The sequence below is a fragment of the Actinomycetospora sp. genome, assembly GCF_036497585.1.
In the GTDB taxonomy this organism is placed as follows: Bacteria; Actinomycetota; Actinomycetes; order Mycobacteriales; family Pseudonocardiaceae; genus Actinomycetospora.
On sequence record NZ_DASXJD010000186.1, the window covers coordinates 1 to 24,174 of the forward strand.

Annotated in this window: 25 protein-coding genes and 1 pseudogene; 16 read left to right on the forward strand and 10 right to left on the reverse strand. The window is 74.6% G+C overall.

Features of this window, described 5'->3' with window-relative positions:
* Nucleotides 1-279 precede the first annotated feature (279 nt).
* Nucleotides 280-3,483, forward strand: coding sequence for a preprotein translocase subunit SecA (gene secA / locus VGH76_RS17835; protein ID WP_331558051.1), 3,204 nt, complete (start codon nucleotides 280-282; stop codon nucleotides 3,481-3,483).
* 94 nt (nucleotides 3,484-3,577) lie between these two features.
* Here secA and VGH76_RS17840 read toward each other — a convergent pair whose 3' ends face one another.
* Nucleotides 3,578-4,204 carry an Rv3235 family protein gene (locus VGH76_RS17840; RefSeq protein WP_331558052.1) on the reverse strand — a complete coding sequence of 209 codons (627 nt, stop codon included), beginning with the start codon at nucleotides 4,202-4,204 and terminating at the stop codon, nucleotides 3,578-3,580.
* A gap of 122 nt (nucleotides 4,205-4,326) precedes the next feature.
* The gene (locus VGH76_RS17845) at nucleotides 4,327-5,106 is read right to left on the reverse strand and encodes an RNA methyltransferase (RefSeq protein WP_331558053.1); all 780 of its coding nucleotides are present in this window, start codon (nucleotides 5,104-5,106) and stop codon (nucleotides 4,327-4,329) included.
* Nucleotides 5,107-5,161: 55 nt separating this feature from the next.
* Between VGH76_RS17845 and VGH76_RS17850 the strand changes: the two genes are divergently transcribed.
* The 5 genes and pseudogenes from VGH76_RS17850 to VGH76_RS17870 all read left to right on the forward strand — a co-directional run.
* On the forward strand, nucleotides 5,162-6,577 hold the full coding sequence (locus tag VGH76_RS17850; RefSeq protein ID WP_331558054.1) for a wax ester/triacylglycerol synthase family O-acyltransferase: 1,416 nt from the start codon (nucleotides 5,162-5,164) through the stop codon (nucleotides 6,575-6,577).
* A 13-nt stretch (nucleotides 6,578-6,590) separates the two neighbouring features.
* The gene (locus tag VGH76_RS17855; RefSeq protein ID WP_331558055.1) at nucleotides 6,591-7,604 is read left to right on the forward strand and encodes a patatin-like phospholipase family protein; all 1,014 of its coding nucleotides are present in this window, start codon (nucleotides 6,591-6,593) and stop codon (nucleotides 7,602-7,604) included.
* Nucleotides 7,605-7,609: 5 nt separating this feature from the next.
* Nucleotides 7,610-8,122, forward strand: a complete 513-nt coding sequence (locus tag VGH76_RS17860; protein WP_331558056.1) for a DUF6912 family protein — start codon at nucleotides 7,610-7,612, stop codon at nucleotides 8,120-8,122.
* Between the two features lie 67 nt (nucleotides 8,123-8,189).
* Entirely contained in the window at nucleotides 8,190-8,816 is a 627-nt protein-coding gene (locus VGH76_RS17865) for a nucleoside/nucleotide kinase family protein (RefSeq protein WP_331558057.1), read from the forward strand.
* Nucleotides 8,813-9,040, forward strand: a pseudogene (locus VGH76_RS17870) (DUF3237 family protein); the annotation flags it as partial. The gene VGH76_RS17865 and the pseudogene VGH76_RS17870, both read left to right, overlap by 4 nt.
* A 56-nt stretch (nucleotides 9,041-9,096) precedes the next feature.
* Here VGH76_RS17870 and rsgA read toward each other — a convergent pair.
* Entirely contained in the window at nucleotides 9,097-10,119 is a 1,023-nt protein-coding gene (gene rsgA, locus VGH76_RS17875) for a ribosome small subunit-dependent GTPase A (protein WP_331558058.1), read from the reverse strand.
* 85 nt (nucleotides 10,120-10,204) lie between these two features.
* Nucleotides 10,205-11,560, reverse strand: a complete 1,356-nt coding sequence (gene aroA / locus VGH76_RS17880; RefSeq protein WP_331558059.1) for a 3-phosphoshikimate 1-carboxyvinyltransferase — start codon at nucleotides 11,558-11,560, stop codon at nucleotides 10,205-10,207.
* Between the two features lie 51 nt (nucleotides 11,561-11,611).
* On the opposite strand from aroA, the gene VGH76_RS17885 reads away from it, so the two are divergent.
* The 4 genes from VGH76_RS17885 to rsrA all read left to right on the forward strand — a co-directional run bounded on the left by VGH76_RS17885 (nucleotide 11,612) and on the right by rsrA (nucleotide 14,387).
* Complete coding sequence (locus tag VGH76_RS17885; RefSeq protein ID WP_331558060.1) at nucleotides 11,612-12,409, forward strand: SOS response-associated peptidase; 798 nt, start codon at nucleotides 11,612-11,614, stop codon at nucleotides 12,407-12,409.
* Nucleotides 12,406-13,023 carry an alpha/beta family hydrolase gene (locus VGH76_RS17890; RefSeq protein WP_331558061.1) on the forward strand — a complete coding sequence of 206 codons (618 nt, stop codon included), beginning with the start codon at nucleotides 12,406-12,408 and terminating at the stop codon, nucleotides 13,021-13,023. The genes VGH76_RS17885 and VGH76_RS17890 overlap by 4 nt, the downstream gene beginning before the upstream one ends.
* A 390-nt stretch (nucleotides 13,024-13,413) precedes the next feature.
* Nucleotides 13,414-14,052: a sigma-70 family RNA polymerase sigma factor gene (locus tag VGH76_RS17895; RefSeq protein ID WP_331558081.1), complete on the forward strand. Its 639-nt coding sequence runs from the start codon at nucleotides 13,414-13,416 to the stop codon at nucleotides 14,050-14,052.
* Nucleotides 14,049-14,387 carry a mycothiol system anti-sigma-R factor gene (gene rsrA, locus VGH76_RS17900; RefSeq protein ID WP_169184139.1) on the forward strand — a complete coding sequence of 113 codons (339 nt, stop codon included), beginning with the start codon at nucleotides 14,049-14,051 and terminating at the stop codon, nucleotides 14,385-14,387. Before VGH76_RS17895 ends, rsrA begins: the two co-directional genes overlap by 4 nt.
* Nucleotides 14,388-14,455: 68 nt before the next feature.
* Here rsrA and VGH76_RS28050 read toward each other — a convergent pair whose 3' ends face one another.
* On the reverse strand, nucleotides 14,456-14,530 hold the full coding sequence (locus VGH76_RS28050) for a 50S ribosomal protein bL37 (protein ID WP_372460785.1): 75 nt from the start codon (nucleotides 14,528-14,530) through the stop codon (nucleotides 14,456-14,458).
* Between the two features lie 46 nt (nucleotides 14,531-14,576).
* Between VGH76_RS28050 and VGH76_RS17905 the strand changes: the two genes are divergently transcribed.
* Both VGH76_RS17905 and VGH76_RS17910 read left to right on the forward strand, forming a co-directional pair.
* Nucleotides 14,577-14,819 (forward strand): biotin/lipoyl-binding carrier protein, encoded by a 243-nt coding sequence (locus VGH76_RS17905; protein ID WP_331558062.1) that lies wholly within the window; start codon nucleotides 14,577-14,579, stop codon nucleotides 14,817-14,819.
* Between the two features lie 12 nt (nucleotides 14,820-14,831).
* A complete protein-coding gene (locus tag VGH76_RS17910; protein ID WP_331558063.1) occupies nucleotides 14,832-16,379 on the forward strand; it encodes a sensor histidine kinase in 1,548 nt (515 codons plus the stop codon).
* A 142-nt stretch (nucleotides 16,380-16,521) separates the two neighbouring features.
* Here VGH76_RS17910 and VGH76_RS17915 read toward each other — a convergent pair whose 3' ends face one another.
* Together VGH76_RS17915 and VGH76_RS17920 are read right to left on the reverse strand one after the other, a co-directional pair.
* Complete coding sequence (locus VGH76_RS17915; protein ID WP_331558064.1) at nucleotides 16,522-16,770, reverse strand: WhiB family transcriptional regulator; 249 nt, start codon at nucleotides 16,768-16,770, stop codon at nucleotides 16,522-16,524.
* A gap of 653 nt (nucleotides 16,771-17,423) precedes the next feature.
* Complete coding sequence (locus tag VGH76_RS17920) at nucleotides 17,424-18,344, reverse strand: diacylglycerol kinase family protein (protein ID WP_331558065.1); 921 nt, start codon at nucleotides 18,342-18,344, stop codon at nucleotides 17,424-17,426.
* A gap of 86 nt (nucleotides 18,345-18,430) precedes the next feature.
* On the opposite strand from VGH76_RS17920, the gene VGH76_RS17925 reads away from it, so the two are divergent.
* Nucleotides 18,431-18,820, forward strand: a complete 390-nt coding sequence (locus VGH76_RS17925) for a hypothetical protein (protein WP_331558066.1) — start codon at nucleotides 18,431-18,433, stop codon at nucleotides 18,818-18,820.
* A 51-nt stretch (nucleotides 18,821-18,871) separates the two neighbouring features.
* Here VGH76_RS17925 and VGH76_RS17930 read toward each other — a convergent pair whose 3' ends face one another.
* Together VGH76_RS17930 and sodN are read right to left on the reverse strand one after the other, a co-directional pair.
* Nucleotides 18,872-19,510, reverse strand: a complete 639-nt coding sequence (locus VGH76_RS17930; RefSeq protein ID WP_331558067.1) for an acid phosphatase — start codon at nucleotides 19,508-19,510, stop codon at nucleotides 18,872-18,874.
* 79 nt (nucleotides 19,511-19,589) lie between these two features.
* Nucleotides 19,590-19,991, reverse strand: coding sequence for a superoxide dismutase, Ni (gene sodN / locus VGH76_RS17935; protein ID WP_331558082.1), 402 nt, complete (start codon nucleotides 19,989-19,991; stop codon nucleotides 19,590-19,592).
* 132 nt (nucleotides 19,992-20,123) lie between these two features.
* Between sodN and VGH76_RS17940 the strand changes: the two genes are divergently transcribed.
* Both VGH76_RS17940 and VGH76_RS17945 read left to right on the forward strand, forming a co-directional pair.
* A complete protein-coding gene (locus VGH76_RS17940; protein ID WP_331558068.1) occupies nucleotides 20,124-20,492 on the forward strand; it encodes a S24 family peptidase in 369 nt (122 codons plus the stop codon).
* Nucleotides 20,493-20,711: 219 nt separating this feature from the next.
* Nucleotides 20,712-21,797, forward strand: a complete 1,086-nt coding sequence (locus VGH76_RS17945; RefSeq protein WP_331558069.1) for a lytic transglycosylase domain-containing protein — start codon at nucleotides 20,712-20,714, stop codon at nucleotides 21,795-21,797.
* 9 nt (nucleotides 21,798-21,806) lie between these two features.
* Here VGH76_RS17945 and VGH76_RS17950 read toward each other — a convergent pair whose 3' ends face one another.
* Nucleotides 21,807-22,421 (reverse strand): dTDP-4-dehydrorhamnose 3,5-epimerase family protein, encoded by a 615-nt coding sequence (locus VGH76_RS17950; protein WP_331558070.1) that lies wholly within the window; start codon nucleotides 22,419-22,421, stop codon nucleotides 21,807-21,809.
* Nucleotides 22,422-22,709: 288 nt separating this feature from the next.
* Between VGH76_RS17950 and VGH76_RS17955 the strand changes: the two genes are divergently transcribed.
* A complete protein-coding gene (locus tag VGH76_RS17955) occupies nucleotides 22,710-23,948 on the forward strand; it encodes an NADP-dependent malic enzyme (protein ID WP_331558071.1) in 1,239 nt (412 codons plus the stop codon).
* Nucleotides 23,949-24,174: the final 226 nt, after the last annotated feature.

Genomic DNA, 24,174 nt, shown 5'->3' on the forward strand with positions numbered 1-24,174 from the left:
GACGGACGAGGCCCGAACGATCCAACACTGGACCGCCCGCCCTCAGAGCCGGACTCCTCGCCACCCACCGAACCAGCCGGGATGCGCATTGCAACCCTGGAACCCCAGGCCGATCAAGTCCCGGAGCTCCTTACATGAGCCGGCGCGCGGCCCGGGGCGGCTCCCGCCCCGGGCCGTCGCCGTGTCCGGGCCGCTTACCATGGTGGAGTGGCGCGCGCGTGCCTGCGCCGCGCCGGAGCCGATGAGAGCCAGCGACGAGGACGAGCGAGGTCACCCATCGTGGTGCTGAACCGACTGCTGCGGGCGGGCGAGGCGAGGACGGTCAGGCGCCTCGGAGCGATCGCGGACTACGTCGACACCTTCTCCGACGAGATCGAGGCCCTCTCCGACGCCGAACTGCGGGCGAAGACCCAGGAGTTCCGCGACCGCTACGCCGATGGCGAGTCCCTCGACGACCTGCTGGGCGAGGCGTTCGCGGTGGTCCGCGAGGGCGCGACCCGCACCCTGGGCCAGCGCCACTACCGGGTCCAGCTCATGGGCGGGGCCGCGCTGCACCTGGGCAACGTCGCCGAGATGCGCACCGGTGAGGGCAAGACCCTCGTCTCGACGCTGCCGGCCTACCTCAACGCCATGACCGGTGAGGGCGTGCACGTCGTCACCACGAACGACTACCTCGCCCGCCGCGACTCGGAGTGGATGGGCCGCGTCCACCGCTTCCTCGGCCTCGAGGTCGGCGCGATCTACGCCGAGATGCCCCCCGACGAGCGCCGCGCCGCCTACGCCGCCGACATCACCTACGGCACCAACAACGAGTTCGGCTTCGACTACCTGCGCGACAACATGGCCTGGTCGAAGGCCGAGTGCGTCCAGCGCGGGCACGTCTTCGCGATCGTCGACGAGGTCGACTCCATCCTCATTGACGAGGCCCGCACCCCGCTGATCATCTCCGGCCCGGCCGAGCAGAGCGCCCGGTGGTACACCGAGTTCGCGCGGCTCGCGCCGAAGATGACCAAGGACGTCCACTACGAGGTCGACGAGCGCAAGAAGACCGTCGGGGTCACCGAGGACGGCGTCTCGTTCATCGAGGACCAGCTCGGGATCGAGAACCTCTACGAGGCCGCGAACACCCCGCTGGTCGGCTACCTGAACAACGCGATCAAGGTCAAGGAGCTCTTCCTCAAGGACAAGGACTACATCGTCCGCGACGGCGAGGTCCTGATCGTCGACGAGTTCACCGGCCGCGTCCTTGCCGGACGGCGCTACAACGAGGGTCTGCACCAGGCGATCGAGGCCAAGGAAGGCGTCGAGATCAAGCAGGAGAACCAGACCCTCGCGACGATCACGCTGCAGAACTACTTCCGCCTCTACGAGAAGCTCTCCGGGATGACGGGTACGGCCCAGACCGAGGCCGCGGAGCTCTCCAAGACCTACAAGCTCGGCGTCGTCACCATCCCCACCAACAAGCCGCCGCAGCGCGTCGACCAGGCCGACCTCGTGTACAAGACCGAGGCCGCGAAGTTCGAGGCGGTGGCCGACGACGTCGCCGAGCACTACGAGCGGGGCCAGCCGGTGCTCATCGGGACGACGAGCGTCGAGCGCTCCGAGTACCTGGCCAAGCTGCTCACCCAGCGCGGCGTGGAGCACTCGGTGCTCAACGCGAAGTTCCACGAGCAGGAGGCCGGGATCATCGCCCAGGCCGGGCGGCGTCGGGCGATCACCGTCGCGACGAACATGGCCGGCCGCGGTACCGACATCGTGCTCGGCGGCAACCCCGACTTCATCGCCGACCTGGAGCTCCGCGCGAAGGGCCTCGACCCGGTCGACATGCGCGAGGAGTACGAGGCCGCCTGGGACGAGACGCTCGCCCGGGTCAAGGACGACGTCGCCCGGGAGGCGGATCAGGTCAAGAACGCGGGCGGGCTCTACGTCCTGGGCACCGAGCGGCACGAGTCGCGCCGCATCGACAACCAGCTCCGGGGCCGCGCCGGCCGCCAGGGCGACCCCGGCGAGTCGCGCTTCTACCTCTCGCTGGGCGACGAGCTCATGCGGCGGTTCAACGGGGCCATGGTCGAGACGATCATGACCCGGTTCAACCTGCCCGAGGACATGCCCATCGAGGCCAAGATGGTGTCCCGGGCGATCCGCAGCGCGCAGACCCAGGTCGAGCAGCAGAACTTCGAGATCCGCAAGGACATCCTCGAGTACGACGAGGTCATGAACCAGCAGCGGACGGTGATCTACGACGAGCGCCGCCGCGTGCTCGACGGGGAGAACCTGTCCGAGCAGATCCAGAACATGATCGTCGACGTCGTCGCGGGCTACGTCGACGCCGCGACCGCCGAGGGCTACAGCGAGGACTGGGACCTCGAGAAGCTGTGGGAGGGGCTGGGCCAGCTCTTCCCGATCTCGGTGTCCTGGCAGGACGTCGTCGAGGAGCACGACGACGTCGACCGCGACCTGCTCGTCGACGTCCTCACCGAGGAAGCCCTCGCCGCCTACCGGCGCCGCGAGGAGGAGATCGACGCGCTGGTGCCCACCGGCGGGATGCGCGAGCTCGAGCGCCAGGTGGTCCTCTCGGTGCTCGACCGCAAATGGCGCGAGCACCTGTACGAGATGGACTACCTCAAGCAGGGCATCGGGCTGCGGGCCATGGCCCAGCGCGACCCGAAGATCGAGTACAAGCGCGAGGGCTTCGAGATGTTCTCCGCGATGATGGAGGGCATCCGCGAGGAGTCCGTCGGGTTCCTGTTCAACCTGACCATCCAGGTCGAGGAGGTCGCCCCGGTCGACGCGGTCCCGGGCGCCAACCCCACCACCGAGACGGCGACGCAGCCCGCGATCCGTCCCGACGACCCGGACCCGCGCCGGCTCTCGACGGCGGGTGCGGCGCCGATCGGTGCCCCCGTGCGGCCCAGGGGGCCCGGCGGTCCGGTGCCGTCCCAGGGCCAGGGCGGCCCGCGGATGGTCCCGCCGGACGCCCGGCGTCCCGGCTTCGAGCCGACCGCGGCCATCCCGGCCGCCCCGATGCCGGCGGCCCCGCCCCGGGCGCCGGTCGACCGGCCGTCCCAGCCGGGCGTCCCCGCCCACGGCGCGGACCGCAACGGCGGCCAGCGCGGGCGGGGTGCCCCCACCGGGCGGCGCGGACGCGAGGGTCCGCCGCGCGGCCCGCAGCAGCCGGGCCAGGCGCCTCCGCAGGACGCACCCACCTCGGCCGGACCCGCGATGTCCCAGCTGGGGGGCGCCCCCGCCCCGAACGCCTTCCAGGGAGCGGGGCTCGGTGGCCGGCGGCCGGCCAAGCTCAACTACTCCGGGCCGGACGAGGACGGGCACGCGGCCGCCGGCGGCGCTCCCGGGGCGAACGGGGGCCGTCGGGCGGCCAACCCGAACCAGGCCCGGCGGGACGACACCCCGTCGCGCAACGCGCCCTGCCCCTGTGGTTCCGGCCGCAAGTACAAGCAGTGCCACGGGGCGCCGGCGCGCTGAGCTCGGCCTCGGCCGCTGCTGGAGCCCCCGACGAACGGCCGGTCCGCCGAGAAGCCCGGCCCCCGCAGCGCACCGTCGCAGCCGACGGAGCTACTCAGAGCACCGCGAGCTCGGTGACCCGCCAGGTCCGCGTCGCGTCGAGCTCGAAGCGGGCGACCGCGGCGCGGGCCCGACCCTGACCACACAGCGCCGCGGCCACCTCGACGGCCAGCCCGGGCGCGCCGCCCGGACCCGGCGCCCCGACCACGGGACAGAGCCGCAGCCCCCGCACCCGCGCCCCCCGCGGAAAGTCGGGCGCCACCCGAGCCAGGCCGGCCTGCACCCGCTCGGCCAGCCCCGACGGGCACAGGCGGGCGAGGTGTGCCGGCGGGCGGCGCCCGTCGAGGACCTCGGCCACCGCGGTGAGGAGCCCGACGGCGAGCGGGCCGACCTGACCGCACGCGGTCTCCAGCGCCGCCTCCCACGCCGGCCCGCCCGCGGAGTCCTGTCCCGCCCCATCGCCCGCCGGAGAGACGGACTCGTCCCGCAGCGACCCGCGCTGCTCCGCGAGCACCTCGGCCAGCGGCCGCAGCCGCGGCAGCGGACGGCGGTCCATCCGCCGGGCCCGGGTCGGCGCGCCGCAGGGTGAGACCTCCCGGGGCCGCAGCACCGCATGGGCCTCACTCGCCCCGGGCCCGCCTCCCACCGGTCCCGGAACGACCTCGCTCGTCGCCACGCTCATGACCCGTCCTCCCACCGTCGAGCCGCCGCCAACACAGGACGCAGCGGGAGGAACCGCGCCCGACACCGGAATCTAGGCGAGCGCCACGACCCGTGGGTCCGGTTTCGGCGAAGACCGACCGGTCACCGACGCGCCAGTTCGAAGCAGGCGAGCGTCGCCGCGCAGGCCGCGTTGAGCGACTCCACCCCACCCGCCATGGGCACCACGACGGTGTCGTGCAGCTCGCCGCGCACCTCCTCGGTGAGCCCGTCGGTCTCGCCGCCGACCACGATCGCGACCCGCTCCGGCAGCTCCACCGAGAACAGCGACGACCGGCCGGCGCCGTCGAGCCCGAGCAGCACGAACCCCGCCTCGGCCAGCGCTGCGAGCCCCGCGGCCGCCGTCCCGGCCCGCAGCACCGGGGCGTGGAAGGCGACCCCGGCCGAGGCCTTGACCACCAGCGGGTCGATCGACGGCACCCCACGCCGCGGCAGGAGCACCCCGGAGAGCCCGGCAGCCGTGGCCGAGCGCAGGATCATCCCGACGTTGGCCGGGTTCGTCAGACCGTCGAGGACCAGCACCCGCGCCCCGTCGTCGGGACCCAACGAGGCCGTGAACCGCTCCACGGTCCGCATCCCGGGCGCGACGACGTCGGCCACCACGCCCTGGTCCTGCCGCCCGTTGCCGGCGAGCACCTTGACCCGTTGGGCGGACGCCCGCCGGACCTCGATCCCGCGGCGGCGGGCGGCGTCGATGATGGCGCGCGGGGCATCCCCGTTCACGCCCTCGGCGAGCACCACCTTGTCGACCTGCAGCGCCGGATCGGCGAGCGCCTCGAGGACGGGCTTGCGGCCGTAGACGGTCACGAAGCGGTCCTTCGGCGACGCTGCGCCGGCCTCGTCGGCCGGCTCCTGGGGTGACATCGGCGACCACTCTGGCAGACGGGGCGCCCCGCGGTGGCGTGCGAGGATCGGGGCCATGCCGGACCGCCTCTCGGCCCTGGATGCCTCCTTCCTCTACATGGACCAGCCGACGACGCCCATGCACATCGGCAGCGTCGCCGTGTTCCGCAAGCCGCGGTCCGGCTTCGACTACGAGCGGCTCGTCGAGCTCATCAGCGGGCGCATCGGCCTGGTCCCGCGCTACCGCCAGAAGATCCGTGAGGTCCCCGGCGGCATGGCCCGGCCCGTGTGGGTGGACGACACCGAGTTCGACGTCACCTACCACGTCCGCCGCTCCGCGCTGCCCGGGCCGGGCACCGACCGGGCGCTCAACGAGCTCGTCGCGCGGCTGATGTCCCGCCCCCTCGACCACACCCGCCCGCTGTGGGAGATGTACCTGGTCGACGGGCTGTCGGGCGGGCGGGTCGCGATCGTCACCAAGACCCACCAGGCGATGGTCGACGGCGTCGCCTCGATCGACATCGTCCAGGTGGTCCTCGACGACACCCCGGAGGGCCGGGAGGAGCCCGTCGACGAGTGGACCGCCCGCCCCGAGCCCCCGCCGTGGAAGCTGGTGCTCGACGCGATGGGCGAGGCCGTCGCCCGCCCCGGTAACGCCGTCGAGGTCGCGCGTGCCGCCGTCCGCGACGCCACGGACACCGTCACGCAGGTCGCGGGGGTCGCCGGCGGGCTGCTCTCCGCCGTCCGCACCGCCGTCCGGCCCGCGCCGACCAGCCCGCTCAACGTCCCGATCTCCACCCAACGCCGCTTCGCCCACGCCCGCACCGACCTCGAGGACTACCGGGCGGTGCGCCACGCGCACGGCGGGACGATCAACGACGTCGTCCTCACCGTCATCTCCGGGGCGCTGCGCAACTGGTTGCTCTCGCGCGGGGCGTCGGTGACCCCGTCGACGACGATGCGCGCGATGGTGCCGCTGTCGGTGCGGGGCGAGGTCGAGGCGACGGGCGCGTTCAACGGGGCGGGACTGCTCGGCAACCGCATCGCCTCCTACCTGGTCGACCTCCCGGTCGGGGAGCCGAACCCGGTGCTGCGGATGCACCACGTCGCGCACGCGATGCGTGAGCACAAGCAGTCCGGGCAGTCGATCGGGGCGAACGCCCTCGTGCAGGTGGGCGGTTTCGCGCCGCCGACGCTGCACGCCCTGGGCGCCCGGGCGGCCAGCGGGCTCTCCCGGCGGCTCTTCAACGTCGTCGTGTCCAACGTGCCGGGCCCGCAGCACCCGCTGTACGCGGGCGGCGCGCGGATGCTCGAGATGTACCCGATGGTCCCGCTGGCGAAGGGCCAGTCCCTCGCGGTGGGGCTGACCTCCTACGACGGCGGGGTGTTCTACGGCTTCAACGCCGACCGCGACGCCATGCCCGACGTCGACGAGTTCGGTGACCTGGTGAGCGAGGCGCTGACCGAGCTCGTCGCGACGGTGCCCCGGTGAGCGGGGGCCCGCGGTGACCCCGTCGCGGACCCCGTCCCGGCGGGCGGTCGTCATCGGGACCGGCGGCTCGCTCGGGTATGCCTGGGCAGTCGCGGCGCTCTCGACGTGGCAGCAGGCGACCGGGCTCGACGCCCGCGACGCCGACGTCGTCATCGGGACCTCCGCCGGCTCGATCGTCGCCTCCGCCCTCGCGAGCGGGGTCGCCGTCGACGACCTCGTGGACCACCTCCTCCACCCGCGCGAGCGCCGCGCAGGAGCCTCCGGGCAGCCGAACCGACCCCGACCGCGGGGGGCCCGCGGCGGGACGCCCCCGGTGCCGCGCCTCGGTCCCGGGTCGATCCGGCTGCTCGGACGCATCGCCCGGGCACCCCAGCGCTTCCCGCCGCTCGCCTTCGCCTCGGCGCTGCTGCCGGTCGGGCGCGCGGACACCTCCGGGGTGGTGAAGCTGGTGTCGTCGTTCGCGCCCGAGTCATGGCCCGGCCCGCCGTCGGCCCCCGAGCTGCGGATCATCGCGACCGACTACGACACCGGCGCCCGGGTGCCGTTCGGGCGTCCGGGCGCGCCGCCTGCGTCGCCGGCGGACGCCGCGAGCGCATCGTGCGCCGTCCCCGGCTGGTTCGCGCCGGTCCGTATCCACGGGCAGCGCTACGTCGACGGCGGGGTCTGCTCGGCGACGTCGGCCGACCTGCTGCTGGGGCCCGACATGCCGCCGGTCGACGAGGCCCTCGTGCTGATCCCGCTCGCCCGGCGCGGTGGGATCCGCCTCACCGGGGCGGGGGCGGCGGCCGACGGGGTCTTCCGTGGGATCGTCGGGGGTCGCAGCGCCCGGGAGATTGCCCGGCTGCGGACCGCGGGGGTGCGCGTCACGTCGCACGCACCCGGGCCGGAGGACCGCGCGGTGATGGGCTGGAACGTCATGGACGCCCGCAAGCAGGGCGACGTCCTCCGCACGGCCCTGCGGACGACGGCGGCCTGGTGGGCGCGGACGGACCGGGACGACCAGGCGAGCGAAGCGATGGGAGAGTGAGACGCGTGCGGATCTACGTACCGACGACGGTCGCGGGGCTGCGCAAGCTCCTCGCCGACGAGCAGGTGCAGCCGCTCTCGGGCACCGCGTTCGCGCTGACCCCGGCGCTGCGCGAGGCCTACACCGTCGGCGACGACGAGGAGCTGGAGTACGTCGCGATGACCGAGGCTGCCCGGGCCTCGCTGCGGCTGCTCGCGACGGAGCTCGCCGAGGACTCCGATGCGCCCGCGCGCCGGGCGGTCGTGGCGGCCGACGTCGACGACGTCACGCTGCGCCCCGACCTCGACGCCGCGGTCGTGCGGGTGGCCGGCCCGATCCCGATGCGACGGCTCGCCTCGGTGCACCTCGACCTCGCCGAGGCGGCCGAGGACGTGTGCACCGCGGCCGGGGTGATCGACGCCGCCGACCTCGGCGACGAGGACGCCGAGCTCGCGCTCGGTGACGCCGAGGACCACGACCTCGCCTGGTACGGGCTCCAGGAGCTGCCGTTCGTGCTGGAGCTCGAGGACCTGGACTAGGGCACCCGCGTCACGCGGCGACGCCCACGGCTGCCGCGGCGGCGAAATCACGAGAGCCGGAGGCGCCGTGCTCGACCGCATCCACCGGCTCGCCGCCGGCCCCGACCGCCGGATCCTCGGGATCGTCGGCGGGCCCGGCGCCGGGAAGTCGACCCTCGCCGACGCGATCCGGGAACGCACCGACCCGCACCGGGTCGCCGTCGTCGGGATGGACGGCTGGCACCTCGCGAACTCGACGCTGGAACGGCTCGGCCGCCTCGAGCGCAAGGGCGCCGCCGACACCTTCGACGCCGCCGGCTACGTCGCCTTCCTCGAGCGGTTCCGGACGGACGCGAGCACCACGATCTGGGCGCCCGAGTACCGCCGGTCCGTCGAGGAGCCGATCGGGGGCGCGCTGGAGATCGGCCCCGAGGTCACCCTGCTCGTCACCGAGGGCAACTACCTGCTGCTCGACGACCCGCCCTGGGACCGCGTCCGGCCGCTGCTCGACGAGGCCTGGTTCCTCGCGCCCGAGGAGGCCACCCGGCGCGCTCGGCTCGTCGCCCGCCACGAGCAGGTCGGGCGCACCCACGACGAGGCGCTCGCCCGCGCCGACGGCTCCGACGCCGCGAACGCCGCGGTGATCGCCAGCACGGCCGCCCGCGCCGACACCACCTTCACCGACGACTCCGTCGCGGGCATCCTCGGCCCGTGAGCCTCCCCGTCCCCGGCCTGGAGTTCCTCGCGCACGTCGTGGTCGAGCTCGGCGAGGTCCTCGACCTCGGCGTCACCGACGCCGGGCACCGCCGCATCGTGCCCATCACCGGCAAGATCACCGGCAAGACGGTCACGGGGGAGCGGTTCTCCGGGGTCGTGGTGCCCGGCGGCGGCGACTGGCAGGTGATCCAGGCCGATGGCGCCACCACCATCGACACCCGCTACACGCTGCGCGTCGGCGGTCGTCTACGACGCCTACACGCTCACCTGAGCCGGCCTCAGACCTCCCACGCCGGCGTGCGCAACGCCGTCAGGACCCGGCGCAGCGCCGCGAGCCGACCGGCCGAGAGCGCGCCGGACTCGACGAGCGGGTCCAGCGCGCACTCCGGGTCGGCGGGTGGCCCGAGGTGCGAGCAGCCCCGCGGGCAGTTCTCGACGGCCGCCGCGAGGTCGCCGAACGCGGCCACGACGTCGTCGGGGGAGATGTGGGCGAGCCCGAACGAGCGGATGCCGGGGGTGTCGACCACCCATCCCTCGTCGCCGGGCAGCGCGAGCGCCACCGCAGACGTCGACGTGTGCCGGCCCTTCCCGACGCCCGACACCACGCCCACGCTGCGCTCGGCGTCGGGCACCAGCACGTTGACCAGCGTCGACTTCCCGACCCCCGAGTGCCCGATCAGCGCGGAGACCCGCCCGGTGACGATCTCCCGCAGCGCAGCCGGATCCTCGTCGGAGCGGGTGACGACGATCGGGAGGTCGAGCTCGGTGTACTCGCCGGCGAACGCGGCCCCGCCGTCGTCGACGAGGTCGGCCTTCGTCAGGCACAGCACCGGGGTCAGGCCGCCGGCGTAGGCCGCGACGAGGCAGCGGTCGACGAAGCCGGTGCGCGGGGTGGGGTCGGCGAGCGCGGTGACGATGATCAGGTGCGAGGCGTTGGCGACGACGACCCGCTCGTAGGGGTCGGTGTCGTCGGCGGTGCGGCGCAGCACGCTCGTCCGCTCGGCGACGCGCACGATGCGCGCGAGCGTGTCGTCGGCGCCGGTCGTGTCGCCCACCAGGTCGACCTGGTCCCCGACGACGACGGGGGTCCGGCCCAGTTCGCGGGCGCGCATCGCGACGACGCGGATGTGCGGCTCGTCGTCGGGCGCGCAGGTCCAGCGGCCGCGGTCCACGCCGACGACCATCGCGGCGCGCGCGTCGGCGTGCTCGGGACGGCGCTTGGAACGCGGCCGGGTGCCCTTCCCGGGCCGGACCCGGACGTCGCTCTCGTCGTAGCGCCCCGCCGCGCCGCCGCGAGTCACGGGGTGCTCCGGCCCCGTGGGTGAGCGGCGCCGTCCTCGCACCTGACGCCAGCATCGTGCCGTTGCTGCCACGCGGTCGACGAGGTCACGCCGGGATCCCCACCCCGTGGACGAGGGCGGGCCAGTCGGTGGCGAAGTCGGGGAGCGTCTTCGTGGTGGCGGCGACGTCGTCGATCTCCACCCCGGGCACGACGAGCCCGACGAGCGCCCCGGCGGTGGCCATGCGGTGGTCGGCGTAGGCGCCCCAGGGCCGGGTGGGCCGCAGGGCGGCGGACGGCTCGACGACGAGGCCGTCGTCGGTCTCGGTGACCCGCGCGCCGAGCGCCGTCGCCTCGGCCGCGAGGGCCGCCAGCCGGTCGGTCTCGTGGCCCCGGATGTGCGCGACGCCGCGCAGCCGTGACCGGGCGCCCTCACGGGCAGCGAGGATCGCGAGTGCCGTCACGGTGGGGGTGAGCTCCCCGATCTCGGCGAGGTCGACGTCGACGCCCGACAGCCGGCCGTCGCCGCGCACCGTCAGGCCGGCGTCGTCCACGGAGACGGTGCCGCCGAACGCCTCGAGGACCCCGCGCACGGCGCTGATCGGCTGCAGGTCGGGCAGGCCGGGGGTCGACTCCGGCCAGCCGGCGACGGTGACCTCCCCGCCGGTGACGAGGGCGGCGGCGAGGTAGACCGCCGCCCCGGAGAGGTCGGGCTCGACGACGTACCGCGCGTCAGGTGTGACCGGCCCGGCCGACACCGCCCAGTGCGACGGTGCGCCGGCCTCGCCCTCGACCAGGGAGGTCACCGTGACGCCCGCGGCACGCAGCATCGTCACCGTCATCTCGACGTGCGGCAACGAGGGCACCGGGCCCGTCCCGCGGTGGGTGACGGCCACCCCCCGGGTGTAGCGGGGCCCGGAGAGCAGCAGCCCGGAGACGAACTGCGACGAGGCGGACGCGTCCACGGTCACCGGCCCCCCGACGACGGCGCCGCGGCCGAGGACGGTGAACGGCAGGCGGTCGGCGTCGGCGGGCTCGACCGTCACCCCGAGGCCGCGCAGGCCCTCGAGGACGCCGCCCATCGGCCGGGTGCGGGCGTGCGGGTCGCCGTCGAACTCGACCGGCCCGTCGGCCAGCGCGGCGGCGGGCGGCAGGAAGCGCATGACGGTGCCCGCCAGCCCGCAGTCGACCCGGCCGGCATGGAGGTGGGTGGGGGCGGTGACCGCGACGTCGAGGGTGCCGTCGCGCCCCGGGGTGACGGCGGTGTGGGCGCCGAGGGCCGCGAGCCCGTCGGCCATGAGCGCGGTGTCGCGCGACCGGGCGGCGCCCGCGACGGTGCGGGTGGCGCCGTCGGCGGCGAGCGCGGCCAGCAGCAGCGCCCGGTTGGTGATCGACTTCGAGCCGGGGACCGCGACGGTGCCGCGGACCGGGCCGTCGGCGAGGGGCGCGCTCCAGGAGCTCATGCGACCCATTGTCCCGCCTCGCCGTCGGTCGGCGGTGGCAGGATCGGTGGCATGTGCGGTCGCTACGCCCTGGCCAAGGACCCGGCCGACCTGGCCGAGGAGTTCGACGCGCGGGACGCGACGGACGGCTCCGTCGAGGGGCCCCGTCTCGAGACGCCCGAGTACAACGTCGCCCCGACGATGACGATCCCCGGTGTCGTCGACCGCCATCCCCGCGACGACGAGGGCACGCCGGACCCGTCGTCGGTCGAGCGCTCGCTGCGCGCGATGCGCTGGGGCCTGGTGCCCTCGTGGGCCAAGGACGAGTCGGTCGGCAACCGGCTGATCAACGCCCGCGCCGAGTCGCTCACCGAGAAGCCCGCGTTCCGGCGCGCGGCGGCGTCGCGGCGCTGCCTGCTGCCCGCCGACGGCTGGTACGAGTGGCTGCGCGACGGCGGCCACAAGATCCCGTACTTCATGACGTACTCGCAGGAGTCCGGGCTCGCCGGGCACCCGCTGGCGCTCGCCGGGCTGTGGGAGACGTGGCGGCCGCGTTCGGCCGAGAAGGGGACGGCGCCGCTGGTGTCCACCACGGTCGTCACCGTCGCCTCGGCCGGCCCGCTCACCGAGATCCACCACCGGATGCCGCTGGTGCTGCCCCGCGAGCGCTGGGCCGAGTGGCTCGACCCCGACCACGAGGACCCCACCGGCCTGCTCGTCCCCTCGGAGGACGTGCTCGCCGCGATCGAGATGCGCCAGGTGTCGTCGAAGGTCAACAACGTGCGCAACCACGGCGCCGAGCTCATCGAGGAGGCGCACGAGCAGCCCGAGCAGCAGGGGCTCGACCTCGAGGCGGCCAACCCGTCGTGACCGAGCTGGAGGTCCCGACGCCGCCCGGCCCGGCCCGGGTCGTCCTGGACGCCCCGGACCGGGCGACGGCCGTGCTCGTGCTGGGCCACGGCGCCGGCGGCGGGATCGAGGCGCCCGACCTGCTCGCGGCGGCCGGTGCTGTGCCGGCGGGCGTCGCCGTCGCCCGCGTCCTGCAGCCCTACCGCGTGGCGGGCCGACGGGGACCGGCCCCGGCGGCGCAGCTCGACGAGGCCTGGGCAGCGGTGCTGGCGGAGCTGACGCGCCGCTTCACGGGGGTGCCGCAGGTGCACGGCGGGCGGTCGTCGGGAGCGCGGGTGGCGTGCCGGGGCGCGGTGGTGGCCGACCCGGCGCCGGTCGGCGTGCTGACGCTCGCGTTCCCGCTGCTCGCGCCGGCCCGGAAGGACGGCACCCGGCCCGACCGCTCACCCGAGATCGACGCGGTCGACGCGGCCGGGATCCCGGTGCTGGCGGTGTCGGGGGACCGTGACCGGTTCGGGGTGCCACCCGCCGCTGTGCACCGCGAGGTCGTCACGGTGCGCGGGGACCACTCGCTGCGCGCGAAGGGCCCGGTCCGCGACGCCGTCGGCCCGTGGCTGGAGAAGCTCCTCCGCTGACCCACGACGACGTCGGCCCGGCTCGCCGCCGGAGGCTGGCGGGGAATCCGGGCGGGGGCGGGGGCGTTTCCACCCGATGCAGAGGGGCCGCGGTCGACGTACCGCGGTCGAGGGAAGGTGACGATGCCAGCGATGACGATGGAGCGCGGTACGCGGGCCGGGACCCGGTCCGCGTCCGACGGGGTCGTGATCCTGCTCCCGGACACGGACGGCTCTCAGAGTGAGGGTGCGGTCGCGCCCGCAGGGGTAATCTCCCGGCGTTCCGACGCCGCGTCCGACACGTGGCGCGAAGGGAGTCCGGTGGCCGAAGCCGTGCGCGCGGACCACGACGTGACCACGGACGGTGTCACGGTGCCCGCCCAGCAGGACGGTGCCGACACCGCCGGGTCCGTGGACGCCGTCCAGCAGGGCGGTTCCACCCCCGCCGACCTCGAGACCGAGACCGTCGCCGAACGTGCCGAGCGCTTCGAGCGCGACGTGATGCCGATGGTCGACCAGCTCTACGCGGCCGCGATGCGGATGACCCGCAACCCGCCGGACGCCGAGGACCTGGTCCAGGAGACGGTGCTGAAGGCGTACTCGTCGTTCACGTCCTTCAAGCCGGGGACCAACCTCAAGGCCTGGCTGTACCGCATCCTGACCAACTCGTACATCAACACGTACCGCAAGCGGCAGCGCCAGCCGCAGCAGAGCCCGACCGACGAGTTCACCGACTACCAGCTCTCGCAGTCGGCGGAGCACAGCTCGGCGGGCCTGCCGTCGGCGGAGGTGGAGGCGCTCGACCGGCTCCCCGACACCGACATCCGCGACGCCCTGCAGGCGCTGCCCGACGACTTCCGGATGGCGGTCTACCTCGCGGACGTCGAGGGGTTCGCCTACAAGGAGATCGCGGAGATCATGGGTACGCCGATCGGCACGGTGATGTCGCGGCTGCACCGTGGGCGCCGGCAGCTGCGCGACGCGCTGACCGACACCGCCCGCGACCGCGGGTTCATCCGTGACACGCAGGACGAGGGGGTGCAGTCGTGAGCTGCGGAGAGCCCCACGAGACCGACTGTGACGAGGTCCTCGCGGAGGTCTGGCTGCTGCTCGACCACGAGTGCGGCGAGGAGCGCGACGCCCAGCTGCGCCGCCACCTCGAGGAGTGCGGGCCGTGCCTGGCCCGCTACGGGCTCGAGGAGAAGGTGAAGACGCTGCTGGCGCGCACGTGCGGCGGCGACCGCGCCCCCGACGAGCTGCACCAGAAGCTGCGCGAGCGGATCCGTGCGACGGTGCTGGAGCAGGCGCAGGTCAGCGTCGAGCGGACGCCGTCGGGCACCGTCGTCGAGGTCAACCAGACCCGCGTCGAGACCTGGAAGCGCTAGCCGGACGCGCACAGACGAGAGGCCCGGGGACGACGTCCCCGGGCCTCTCGTGCATCCACGGCCCGCGCTCAGGAGTTGGGGCGCTTGCCGTGGTTCGAGCTCTTCTTCTTGCGGTCCCGCTTCTGACGTGCGCGCTTCGACATGAGCTCATCCTCCCACGAGGGGGTTTCCGGCCCGGTCGATGGTTTGATGGCCGTCGTGGCTGACGAGATCCGCGCGGAGATGGTCGCGAACGTCCTCGAGGTCGTCGCGCGCGAGGGCACGCAGGTGAGCGACGGCGACACCGTCGTGCTGCTCGAGTCGATGAAGATGGAGATCCCCGTGCTCATCGAGGGCAGCGGCACAGTGGTCTCGGTGGCGGTCAAGGAGGGTGACGTCGTGCAGGGCGGCGACCTCATCGCCGTCATCGAGCGCACCCCCGAGGGCGAGTAGGCCCCGGCGCCCATGTCGACGCTGAGCTTCCTGCTCGCGAGGCACACGACGCTCTCGGGCGACGAGGTCGCGCACCTGCAGCGGCTCGCGTCGGAGTGGCAGCTGCTCTCCGACCTCTCGTTCGCCGACTTCCTGCTCTGGGTCCCGGTGACGACCACGCCGACGGGCAGGCCCGGGTCGAACGGTTCGGGCGGCCCGGCTCCGGAGGCGCCACCGACCTTCCTGTGCGTGGCCCACTCCCGGCCGACGACGGCGCCCACCGCGCACCCCGACGACATGGTCGGCGGCACCGCCACCGCGGAGCAGCACCCCCAGCTGCTGCGGGCTCTCAACGACACCACGATGCGGCGCGAGGAACAGCCGCGCTGGCACCGCGGCCGCTCGATCCGCCGCGAGGTGGTGCCCGTCGGGTACGAGGGCCGCATGATCGCGGTGCTCGGCCGCGACACCAACCTCGCCGCGCCCCGGGTGCCGTCCACCCTCGAGATCTCCTACCTCGCGGTCGCCGGCGACCTGTGCCAGATGATCGCGGACGGCACGTACCCGACCGCCGGAAGCGCCGACGAGGGCCGCTCGACGCCCCGGGTGGGTGACGGCCTGGTCCGCGTCAGCAGCGTCGGCACGGTGCTCTACGCCAGCCCGAACGCGGCGTCGGCCTTCCACCGGCTCGGGTGGAGCGACGAGCTGGTGGGCGCCGACCTGCCGTCGGTCGCCCGGAAGGTCTCGGCCGACCCGTTCGAGGGCGCCGAGGTGGTGACGCTGCTGCGCGACGCGCTGGCCGGCACGCCCTCGCCGCGGGTCGAGGTGGAGAGCCGCGGGGCCACCGCCGTCGTGCGGGCCCTGCCGCTGCGTCCCCGGGGGGTCCCCAGCGGAGCGCTCGTGCTCGTCCGCGACGTGACCGAGGTCCGCCGCCGCGACCGCGCGCTCATGAGCAAGGACGCCACGATCCGCGAGATCCACCACCGCGTGAAGAACAACCTGCAGACCGTCGCGGCCCTGCTGCGCCTGCAGGCCCGGCGGACCCGGCACGACGAGGCCCGCTCGGCCCTGACCGAGTCGATGCGCCGCGTGGCGTCGATCGCGCTGGTCCACGAGTCGCTCGCGGCGTCGGTGGACGAGCGGGTGGACATCGACGAGGTGCTCGCCGGGGTGGTACCGATGCTCAACGACGTCGTGCGCCCCGGCGCCGGCGTGGAGATGCGGCGTGAGGGCCGCGCCGGGGTGCTCCCGGCCGTGATGGCGACCCCGCTGGTCATGGTGGTCACCGAGCTCGTCTCCAACGCGCTCGAGCACGGCTTCGGGGAGGGCACGACGGGTTCGGTGCGGATCGTCGCGAGCCGCACCGCGAGCCGGCTCTCCATCGAGATCGTCGACGACGGGCGGGGCCTGCCCGAGACCTTCTCGCTGGAGCGGGCCAACGGGCTCGGCCTGCAGATCGTGCGGACCCTCGTCGACTCCGAGCTCGGCGGCACGCTCAGCCTGCGCCCCGGCGCTTCGTGCGGCGCGCGGGCGGAGCTGACGATCCCGCTGGCGCACCACGGCGAGGCGCGCGCCCGCTGAGTCGGCCCGGGACGCGCGAAGGGCCCCTTCGGTCGAGTAGATCGACCGAAGGGGCCCTTCGCTCAGTACGTCCGTGGGGGCCGACCGGGGGCGGACGCGTGGGGAGCGAGCGTCCGCCGCCCCACCGGTCGGCGCGCCGCGCTCAGGCCTGTGCGTCGACCCGCACGCCGTAGCGCTTCATGGCGCGGCGCTCGTCCTCGCTCGCGCCGCCCCAGACACCCGCGTCCTGACCGGACTCCAGCGCCCAGGTCAGGCACTCGGACATCGCCGGGCAGCGACGGCACACGGCCTTGGCCTGCGTGATCTGCGAGAGCGCCGGGCCGCTCGTGCCGACCGGGAAGAACAGTTCCGGGTCCTCGTCGCGGCAAGCAGCGTCGTTCCGCCAGTCCATCGTGCTGGTCTCCTCGCTGGGTGCGCCTCGGGGAGCGCACCGGGTTGCGGTGGTCGTCGGCGATTCCTTCGGGGCGGAATCACCCGGGGTCTCGGACGACCCCTCGTGCCGTTCTCTCGTGCGGTGTCGTGCGGTGTCGTTCTCGGAGGTCCGGCCATGTCGTCCGCCCGGACCTGCGGCGACGGTGCCGCGGACCGGACACCGGCGTGTCCGCCTCCCTGCCCACCGGTCCTCGGAGAGAATCTCTCCGGTTCCCGGGGACCCGGCCGAGCAGTTCTGCGTGGTGCATTCCTGCCCGGCTCTCGCGGGGGATGACCAAGAATCTGCAGGAGGATCGCGTCTGGATCGAGTCCCAGACGGCTCGACGGGCATGGGCGGTCGGTGAGTGGATATCGGCGCACCGTGACGGCGCGATCACTGCGACGAGCGGAAATCGCAGCACGACGAGGCGTCGACCCTGCCGTCGGGCGGCGATGAGCGGTCGCTACGATGACCGTGACCACGCTGTGCGCCCGTGAAATGGCCAGCGAGGTCCCTCGAACGCCGGATCCAGGCCCCGCTCGTCGGCCTGTGACGGGCGTCCGGCGGCCCGGCGGCCGTCGTCGTGTGACGCCGCTCACGACCGCGAGACGGATGCCGCCGCGGTGAGCGCCCTAGACGACGACCCGGAGTGCGTCGGGCACCGCGAGGAACTCCACGTCGCTGCGCTGCCCGAGGTGGTCGCCGTCCACCTGCAGGTTCACCGGCTCGTCCGAGGTGACCCGCAGCGCAGGAACGTCGTCGTCGCGCAGCACCGATCCGAGCTCGGAGAAGCCCTCCTCGGAGAGGATCTGTCGCACGATGCGCCCGATCGTCGGCAGCCCGAGGCGGCGTAGCCCGAACAGGCCGAGCCCGCGGCAGAAGGAGCAGCCGGGGTTGGTGCGCACCGCACGCCCGCCGAGGTAGGTCCACGGGTCGGTGTTGGAGACCAGGGCGAGCTTGACGTCCTCCACCGGCTCCCGGCCCGGGATCTCCACCCGCAGCGACGGCGGGCGCGTCCGCGCCGTCGTCCAGCGGCGGATCGAGGTCGCGACGTAGCGGGTCGGCGTCGCCTCCCGGCCCCGGTCCCGCGCGTGCTCCATCGCGGCGATGACGTCGGCGTCCCAGCCGAGGCCCGCGTTGAAGCTGAACCACCGCTCGTCGGCCCGCCCGAGGCCCACGGTGCGGCTGCGGCCCGCCGCGAGCGCCTCGAGGAGCTGGTGGGTGGCCTCCAGCGGGTCCCGCGGGGCGCCGAGGGCCCGCGCGAACACGTTGGCCGAACCGCCCGGCACCACCCCGAGCGCCGGGACGCGCTCGGACGGCCCGTCGACCAGCAGCCCGTTGAGGGCCTCGTTGACCGTGCCGTCCCCGCCGAGGACCACGACGAGGTCCACACCCTCGACGGAGGCGCGCGCCGCCAGCTCACTGGCGTGCCCCCGGTAGCGGGTGGCGACCACCTCGAGCTTCAGCTCGCTGGCGAGCGCGTGGGCGATGACGTCGCGTCCTGCCGCCGTGGTGGTGGTGGCCGACGGATTGGCCACGAGCAGGGCCCGCACGGCACTCACCGTAGCCCCGTGCCCGACGGCGTTGGGCCGGGCGTGGGGCACGTATCCCGCGCTCCGGGGGCGCCTACCCTGGGACCGTGTCCGGCACGCCACCCGCCCCGGGGACCGACGCGCCCCCGCGCCCCCTGGTGGTCGCGGCGCTCGTCACGGCGCTGGAGGGCCTCGCGCTGGTCGTCGTCGGCGTCGTGCTGCTCGTCCTCGAGGGCACGCCGCAGGTGTGGGCCTTCGTCGTGCTCCTCGGTGCGGGCGTCGCCGCCGTCGGGATCGCGCTGGCCCGGGGCGCCCGGGGCGCGCGCGGCCCCGTCGTCGTCGCGCAGCTGCTCGGCCTGGGCGTCGCGTTCTACGCCGGCGTCACGAGCGGGCGCCCGGAGTGGGGCGTGCCGATCGCGGTGGTCTGCGCGGCCGTGCTGGCCGGGATCCTGACGCGGGCGGGCCGGGACTGGGCCGAAGGTGCCGAAGGCCCGTGAGCACTAATCCGCCCTGTAGGACGGATCTGTGCTCACCTGCGCGAAGCGCACCTACCGGTCCGCCGGCGGGGGCGGCGGCTCCACGAGCCCGCCCGGGGCGTTGAGCAGGTCGATCCGGTGGGCGCCGCGCTCGTGGCCCAGCACGGTGACCGAGGCCGGGTCGAAGGCGAAGCCGACGCCCGCGGCGGGCGCGAGGCCCAGGTAGCGGGCGATGAGCACCCGGCTCGCGTGCCCGTGCCCGATGAGCACGACGTCGCGGCGGGCCAGCTCCCGGTCGGCGTCGGCGATGACCTCGTCGATCCGCTTGGCGATCTGCTCGCCGGTCTCGCCGTGGGGCACCGGGCGGGTCCAGATCGTCCAGCCCGGGTCCTCAGTGCGGATGTCGGGCGTGGTGCGGCCCTCGTAGTCGCCGTAGTCCCACTCGGCGAGGTCCTCGCGGACGGCGTCCGGGGTCAGCCCGGCGAGCGCGGCGGTGTCCAGCGCCCGGCGCCGGGGACTGCACCAGACGACCGGCGGCGGTGCGTCCCGTCCGCGCAGGGTCTCCAGCAGCCGTCCGGCGGTGCGGGCCTGCTCCTCGCCGTGCTCGGTCAGCGGGAGGTCGGTCCGTCCGGTGTGGCGCCCGGTACGCGACCACTCGGTCTCCCCGTGGCGCAGCAGGTAGATGCGTCCGACGGGACTCTCGCTCGCCATGGTTCCTCCCGGGCGGGTCCCGACACCACGACGCGCCCGCCCCGCGAGGGGACGGGCGCGCCGGAGCGTGCGTCGGGCCTCAGCCCTTCTTGGTCTCCCAGAAGATGTCCGAGATCTCGCCGATGTAACCCAGCAGCTCGTCCCCGGTCTTGGGGTCGGTCGAGCCCTTCGTGCCGGTGGCGCCGGCGGCCTTGGTGGCCTTGTTGAACAGCTCGTGCAGCTGCGGGTACTTCTCGAAGTGCGGCGGCTTGAAGTAGTCCGTCCACAGCACCCACAGGTGGTGCTTGACGAGGTCGGAGCGCTCCTCCTTGATCTGGATGGCGCGCTCCTTGAACTCCGCGTCGTCGGAGCCCTGGTACTTCTCCTGGATCGCCTTGACCGACTCGGCCTCGATGCGGGCCTGAGCCGGGTCGTACACGCCGCAGGGGAGGTCGCAGTGCGCGGTGGCCTCCAGGCGCGGACGGAGGATGCTCGCGAGCAGTCCCATGTCGCCTCCCAACTCCCCTCCAGGGGGATCACGGTGATCGTTCCGACCGCGGCCCAACCTACTCCGGTGCGGGCCGCCGGGCAGCCGCACCGGGTCGGCCGTTCACGCTGGTGGGAGGGTTGTCGCATGCGCCGGGGAGCAGGGCGGCCGGAGTTTCCCGGCCGTTGGCGGTGGGTACCGCTGCGCGTCACCGTGCGAGGTGGCTCGATGGCCCCGACGCTGCACGACGGCGACGTCGTGCTCGCCGTCCCGGGCCTGCGCCCGCGCGACGGGGCGGTGGCGCTGGTGCGCTGGCCGCAGCGGCCCGGGCAGCTCTCGGTGAAGCGGCTCGCGCTCCGGTTCCCGGACGAGGGTCGCGACGACGGCGCCCGCTGGTTCGCCGTCGGGGACGCTCCCGCCGCGTCCACCGACTCCCGCACCCTGGGCCCGGCCGTCGCCCTCGCCGTCGTCACCCACCGGCTCTGGCCCCGGCCGGGTCGGCTCCGGCGCCGCTGAGGCCGCGGATCCGGGGGGTGAGGTCCCGTTCCGGAGACGACGCGGTCACGGGTCGGCGACGGAGCTGCTCGGACGGGTGACCCGGCGTAGCGCCACGGCCCCCGCGCACGACGATCTCCGGGAACCGGGCGGCGGGGGCCCGCGCCGGGCGACGTACCGGGGGAGAACAGCGCCGTGCCCGACGACGACCAGCGACTGCCGCGCCACTCGGCGTGAACGATGTCCGCGTTCCGGGCACCGGGGGCGCCGTCATCGTCGTCGCACCGGGCGGCGCACCGCGCGGACCGCCCGTCCCGCCGTCGCCGGGCCCCGCTGCTCGCGTGCGCGGCGGGCGCGGCGATCCCCGACACCGACGCCGGCGCCCTGGACCACGACGCCGTCTGGGACCGCGCGGTCGGGCCCGCCCAGTTCATCCCGTCGAGCTGGCGGGTCTACGGCGCCGACGGCAACGGCGACGGCCAGGCCGACCCGGACAACGTCTTCGACGCCGGCCTCGCCACCGCCCGCTACCTCTGCTCCGCCGGCGGCGACCTCTCGAGCGCGGCCGCCCGCCACGATGCGGTGTTCCGCTACAACCACTCCGAGTTCTACGTCGCGACCGTTCTCCGCTGGGCGGACGCCTACGCCTCGGGGGTGCTGCCGGTGCCGGACTCCTCCGGGACGGGCTCGGGGCCGGGTTCCGACGACGCGCAGGTGACGCTGGCCGCGCTGCCCTCCTCGTCGGTCCCGACGGCGGGTGTCGCGGCTCCCGTGGTCGGCGCGCCCGTGATCACGACTCCGGGAGCGACACGCCCAATATCCGATGCGACACGCTCACGGAGTCCGGCTCTTCCTCCGGTACCGGCCCCGCCGGGCGCGCTCACGGGCGCCGCCCCGCATCCGGCGAGCGCCCCGACGCCGACCAGCACGTCCTCGACCGCCACGACGGCCTCGGGCACGACCTCCCCGACCACTCCCTCGTCCTCGAGCGCCCCACCCCCGTCGACGTCGGCCACCGCGACCCCGGCGGCCCGGTGCACGGCGGCCCTGCCTCTGGTGGCGCGCGCGTCCGGGGTGCCCGCCGCGCAGCTGACGGCCGGGAGCACGCCCGGGCCGGGTGCGGGGCGCACGACCTGCACGGTGCGCGGTCCCCGGGGCCCGCTCCTCGTCGCGGTCACCAGCACCCCGGCCTCGTCGACGTCGCCCACCGGGGTCAGCCGCACCGTCGCCGGCGGCGCGACCGTGCTCACGGTCCCCACGACGAGCGGCCTCAACCCGGACCGGGCGAAGGCCGTCCTCGCCGCCCTCGCCGCCGGCTGGGCCTGAGCGCTGGCGTCAGCCCCCGGCGACCAGCGCGGCCACCCGGGCCTGGCAGGCCTCGACGTCGGGAAGGGTCCCCGCCTCGCGGGCCCGGGCGAGCGACGGCGCGTCGGTGTCCTTCGCGGAGAGCACCAGCTCGTCGGCGGGCACGTGCTCGGTCCAGGGCAGGCCGAGCTCGGGGTCGAGCGGGTCCACCCCGTGCTCGGCGCCCGGGTTGTAGGGCGTGGAACACAGATAGGTCGCGACGGTGCCGTCGGCGAGCGCCAGGAACGCGTGCCCCAGCCCCTCCGAGAGGTACACCGCACGCAGGGCTTCGGCGTCGAGCAGGACGGCGTCCCACCGGCCGAAGGTGGGGGAGCCCACCCGGATGTCGACCACGACGTCGAGCAGGGCACCCGCGGAGCACTGCACGTACTTCGCCTGGCCCGGGGGCACGTCCGCGTAGTGGACGCCGCGCACCACGCCCCGACGGGATACGCTCGTGTTGGCCTGCGCCACATGCAGCGGGTGCCCGACGGTCCCGGCGAACACCTCCGCCTGGAAGGGCGCGGCGAATGCCCCGCGCGCGTCCGGGAACACCGGCGGGGTGAACACCCACGCGCCGGGTACCGCGAGTTCCTCGGCCTTCACGCCGACGCACCCTAGCGGCCGGCGCGGACGGGGCCGCGGCGGCCGGCGCAGACCAGCCCGACGTCTCCGCATCGCAGACAACGGGCGCACGAGCCGCGAGGATCGACCGGTCCGGGCCCACCCCGCTCGTCCGGATCCGTGCCGGGCACCCGGGATCCGCACCAGCGATCCCGCCGACCCGAGCCCTCCGACCCCGTTCGATGCGATCCCCGCCGCCGTGCCGCGTTCCCGCGGCCCGCGCGCGCTACCCGTCCCCCCCGACCGCGACCCACCAGCCAGGAGGACCGCGTGAGCAGCACCCCCGCCGGGACCAGCGTCCCGGACGTCGACGGCCGTGACCTCACCGACGATGAGATCTTCACCGAGCACGAGAACGGCAAGCTCTCGATCGCGCCCACCGTGGCGCTGCAGGGCCGTCGGGACCTCTCCATCGCCTACACCCCCGGAGTGGCGAAGGTGAGTCGGGCGATCGCCGACGACGCCGCGCTGACCGCCCGCTACACCTGGACCCACCGGCTGGTGGCCGTCGTCAGCGACGGCACCGCGGTCCTGGGGCTGGGTGACATCGGCCCCCGGGCGTCGCTGCCGGTGATGGAGGGCAAGTCGGCGCTGTTCAAGGCGTTCGCGAACCTCGACTCCATCCCGCTGGTGCTCGACACCACCGACGTCGACGAGATCGTCGAGACCCTGACCCACCTCCGCCCGTCCTTCGGCGCGGTCAACTTGGAGGACATCGCCGCGCCGCGCTGCTTCGAGATCGAGCGCCGGCTCATCGAGGCGCTGGACTGCCCGGTGATGCACGACGACCAGCACGGAACCGCGATCGTGGTGCTCGCCTCCCTGCGGGGCGCCGCCGCCGCGCTGGGGCGGGATCTCGAGCCGCTCAAGGTCGTCGTCTCGGGCGCCGGCGCCTCCGGGGTCGCGTGCGCGAAGATCCTGCTCGAGGCCGGTGTCGACGACGTGACCGTGCTCGACTCCCGCGGGGTCATCCACACCGGCCGCGAGAACATGAACGTCGCCAAGTACGCGCTGGCCGAGCAGACCAACCCGCGGGGGTTGCGAGGCGACCTGACGACGGCGCTGGCGGGCGCGGACGTCTTCCTCGGCCTGTCCGGCTCGACGGTGCCCGAGTCGGTGATCGAGACGATGGCCGACGACGCGATCGTCTTCGCCCTCTCCAACCCGGACCCCGAGATCGATCCGGGCGTCGCCCGGGCGCACGCCTCGGTCGTCGCGACCGGACGCAGCGACTACCCGAACCAGATCAACAACGTGCTCGCGTTCCCGGGCGTCTTCGCCGGCGCGCTCGACGCGTCCGCGCGGCGGATCACCGAGCACATGAAGCTCGCCGCCGCCGACGCGATCTTCGAGATCGCCTCCGAGGAGCTCGGTGTCGACCACATCGTCCCGAGCGCGCTCGACCCCCGGGTGGCGCCCGCGGTGGCCGCCGCGGTGGCACGCGCGGCCGGGTCCGACGGCGTCGTCCGGCGGCACGTGGCCGAGGTCGCGGCACCGGAGGAACGGTGAACGGCAGAGACGTTCGGGTGATCACGTGTGAACCGATCGGGGACCGGGTACCGGTCGCGGCTCGTCGGTGACCGCTGACGCGGGTCATCTCGCACGGTCCGTGCCAGGAGGAGCGCGTCTGGGTGAAGCGCCGTGCACGTGAGCGACACGCGGTGGAGCGTGTGCCGCTCATCGCATCAACGGCGAGTTCCTGAACCGTTCATCGTCCGGGTTGAGACAGAACCCT

Excerpts from the sequence above, each read along its gene's own strand:
- VGH76_RS17840 (WP_331558052.1), bottom strand. The coding sequence starts at position 4,204 with ATGAGCGTGGCGACGAGCGAGGTCGTTCCGGGACCGGTGGGAGGCGGG.
- VGH76_RS17845 (WP_331558053.1), bottom strand. The coding sequence starts at position 5,106 with ATGTCACCCCAGGAGCCGGCCGACGAGGCCGGCGCAGCGTCGCCGAAG.
- VGH76_RS17850 (WP_331558054.1), top strand. The coding sequence starts at position 5,162 with ATGCCGGACCGCCTCTCGGCCCTGGATGCCTCCTTCCTCTACATGGAC.
- aroA (WP_331558059.1), bottom strand. The coding sequence starts at position 11,560 with ATGAGCTCCTGGAGCGCGCCCCTCGCCGACGGCCCGGTCCGCGGCACC.
- VGH76_RS17885 (WP_331558060.1), top strand. The coding sequence starts at position 11,612 with ATGTGCGGTCGCTACGCCCTGGCCAAGGACCCGGCCGACCTGGCCGAG.
- VGH76_RS17905 (WP_331558062.1), top strand. The coding sequence starts at position 14,577 with ATGGCCGTCGTGGCTGACGAGATCCGCGCGGAGATGGTCGCGAACGTC.
- VGH76_RS17910 (WP_331558063.1), top strand. The coding sequence starts at position 14,832 with ATGTCGACGCTGAGCTTCCTGCTCGCGAGGCACACGACGCTCTCGGGC.
- VGH76_RS17915 (WP_331558064.1), bottom strand. The coding sequence starts at position 16,770 with ATGGACTGGCGGAACGACGCTGCTTGCCGCGACGAGGACCCGGAACTG.
- VGH76_RS17930 (WP_331558067.1), bottom strand. The coding sequence starts at position 19,510 with ATGGCGAGCGAGAGTCCCGTCGGACGCATCTACCTGCTGCGCCACGGG.
- VGH76_RS17940 (WP_331558068.1), top strand. The coding sequence starts at position 20,124 with ATGCGCCGGGGAGCAGGGCGGCCGGAGTTTCCCGGCCGTTGGCGGTGG.
- VGH76_RS17945 (WP_331558069.1), top strand. The coding sequence starts at position 20,712 with ATGTCCGCGTTCCGGGCACCGGGGGCGCCGTCATCGTCGTCGCACCGG.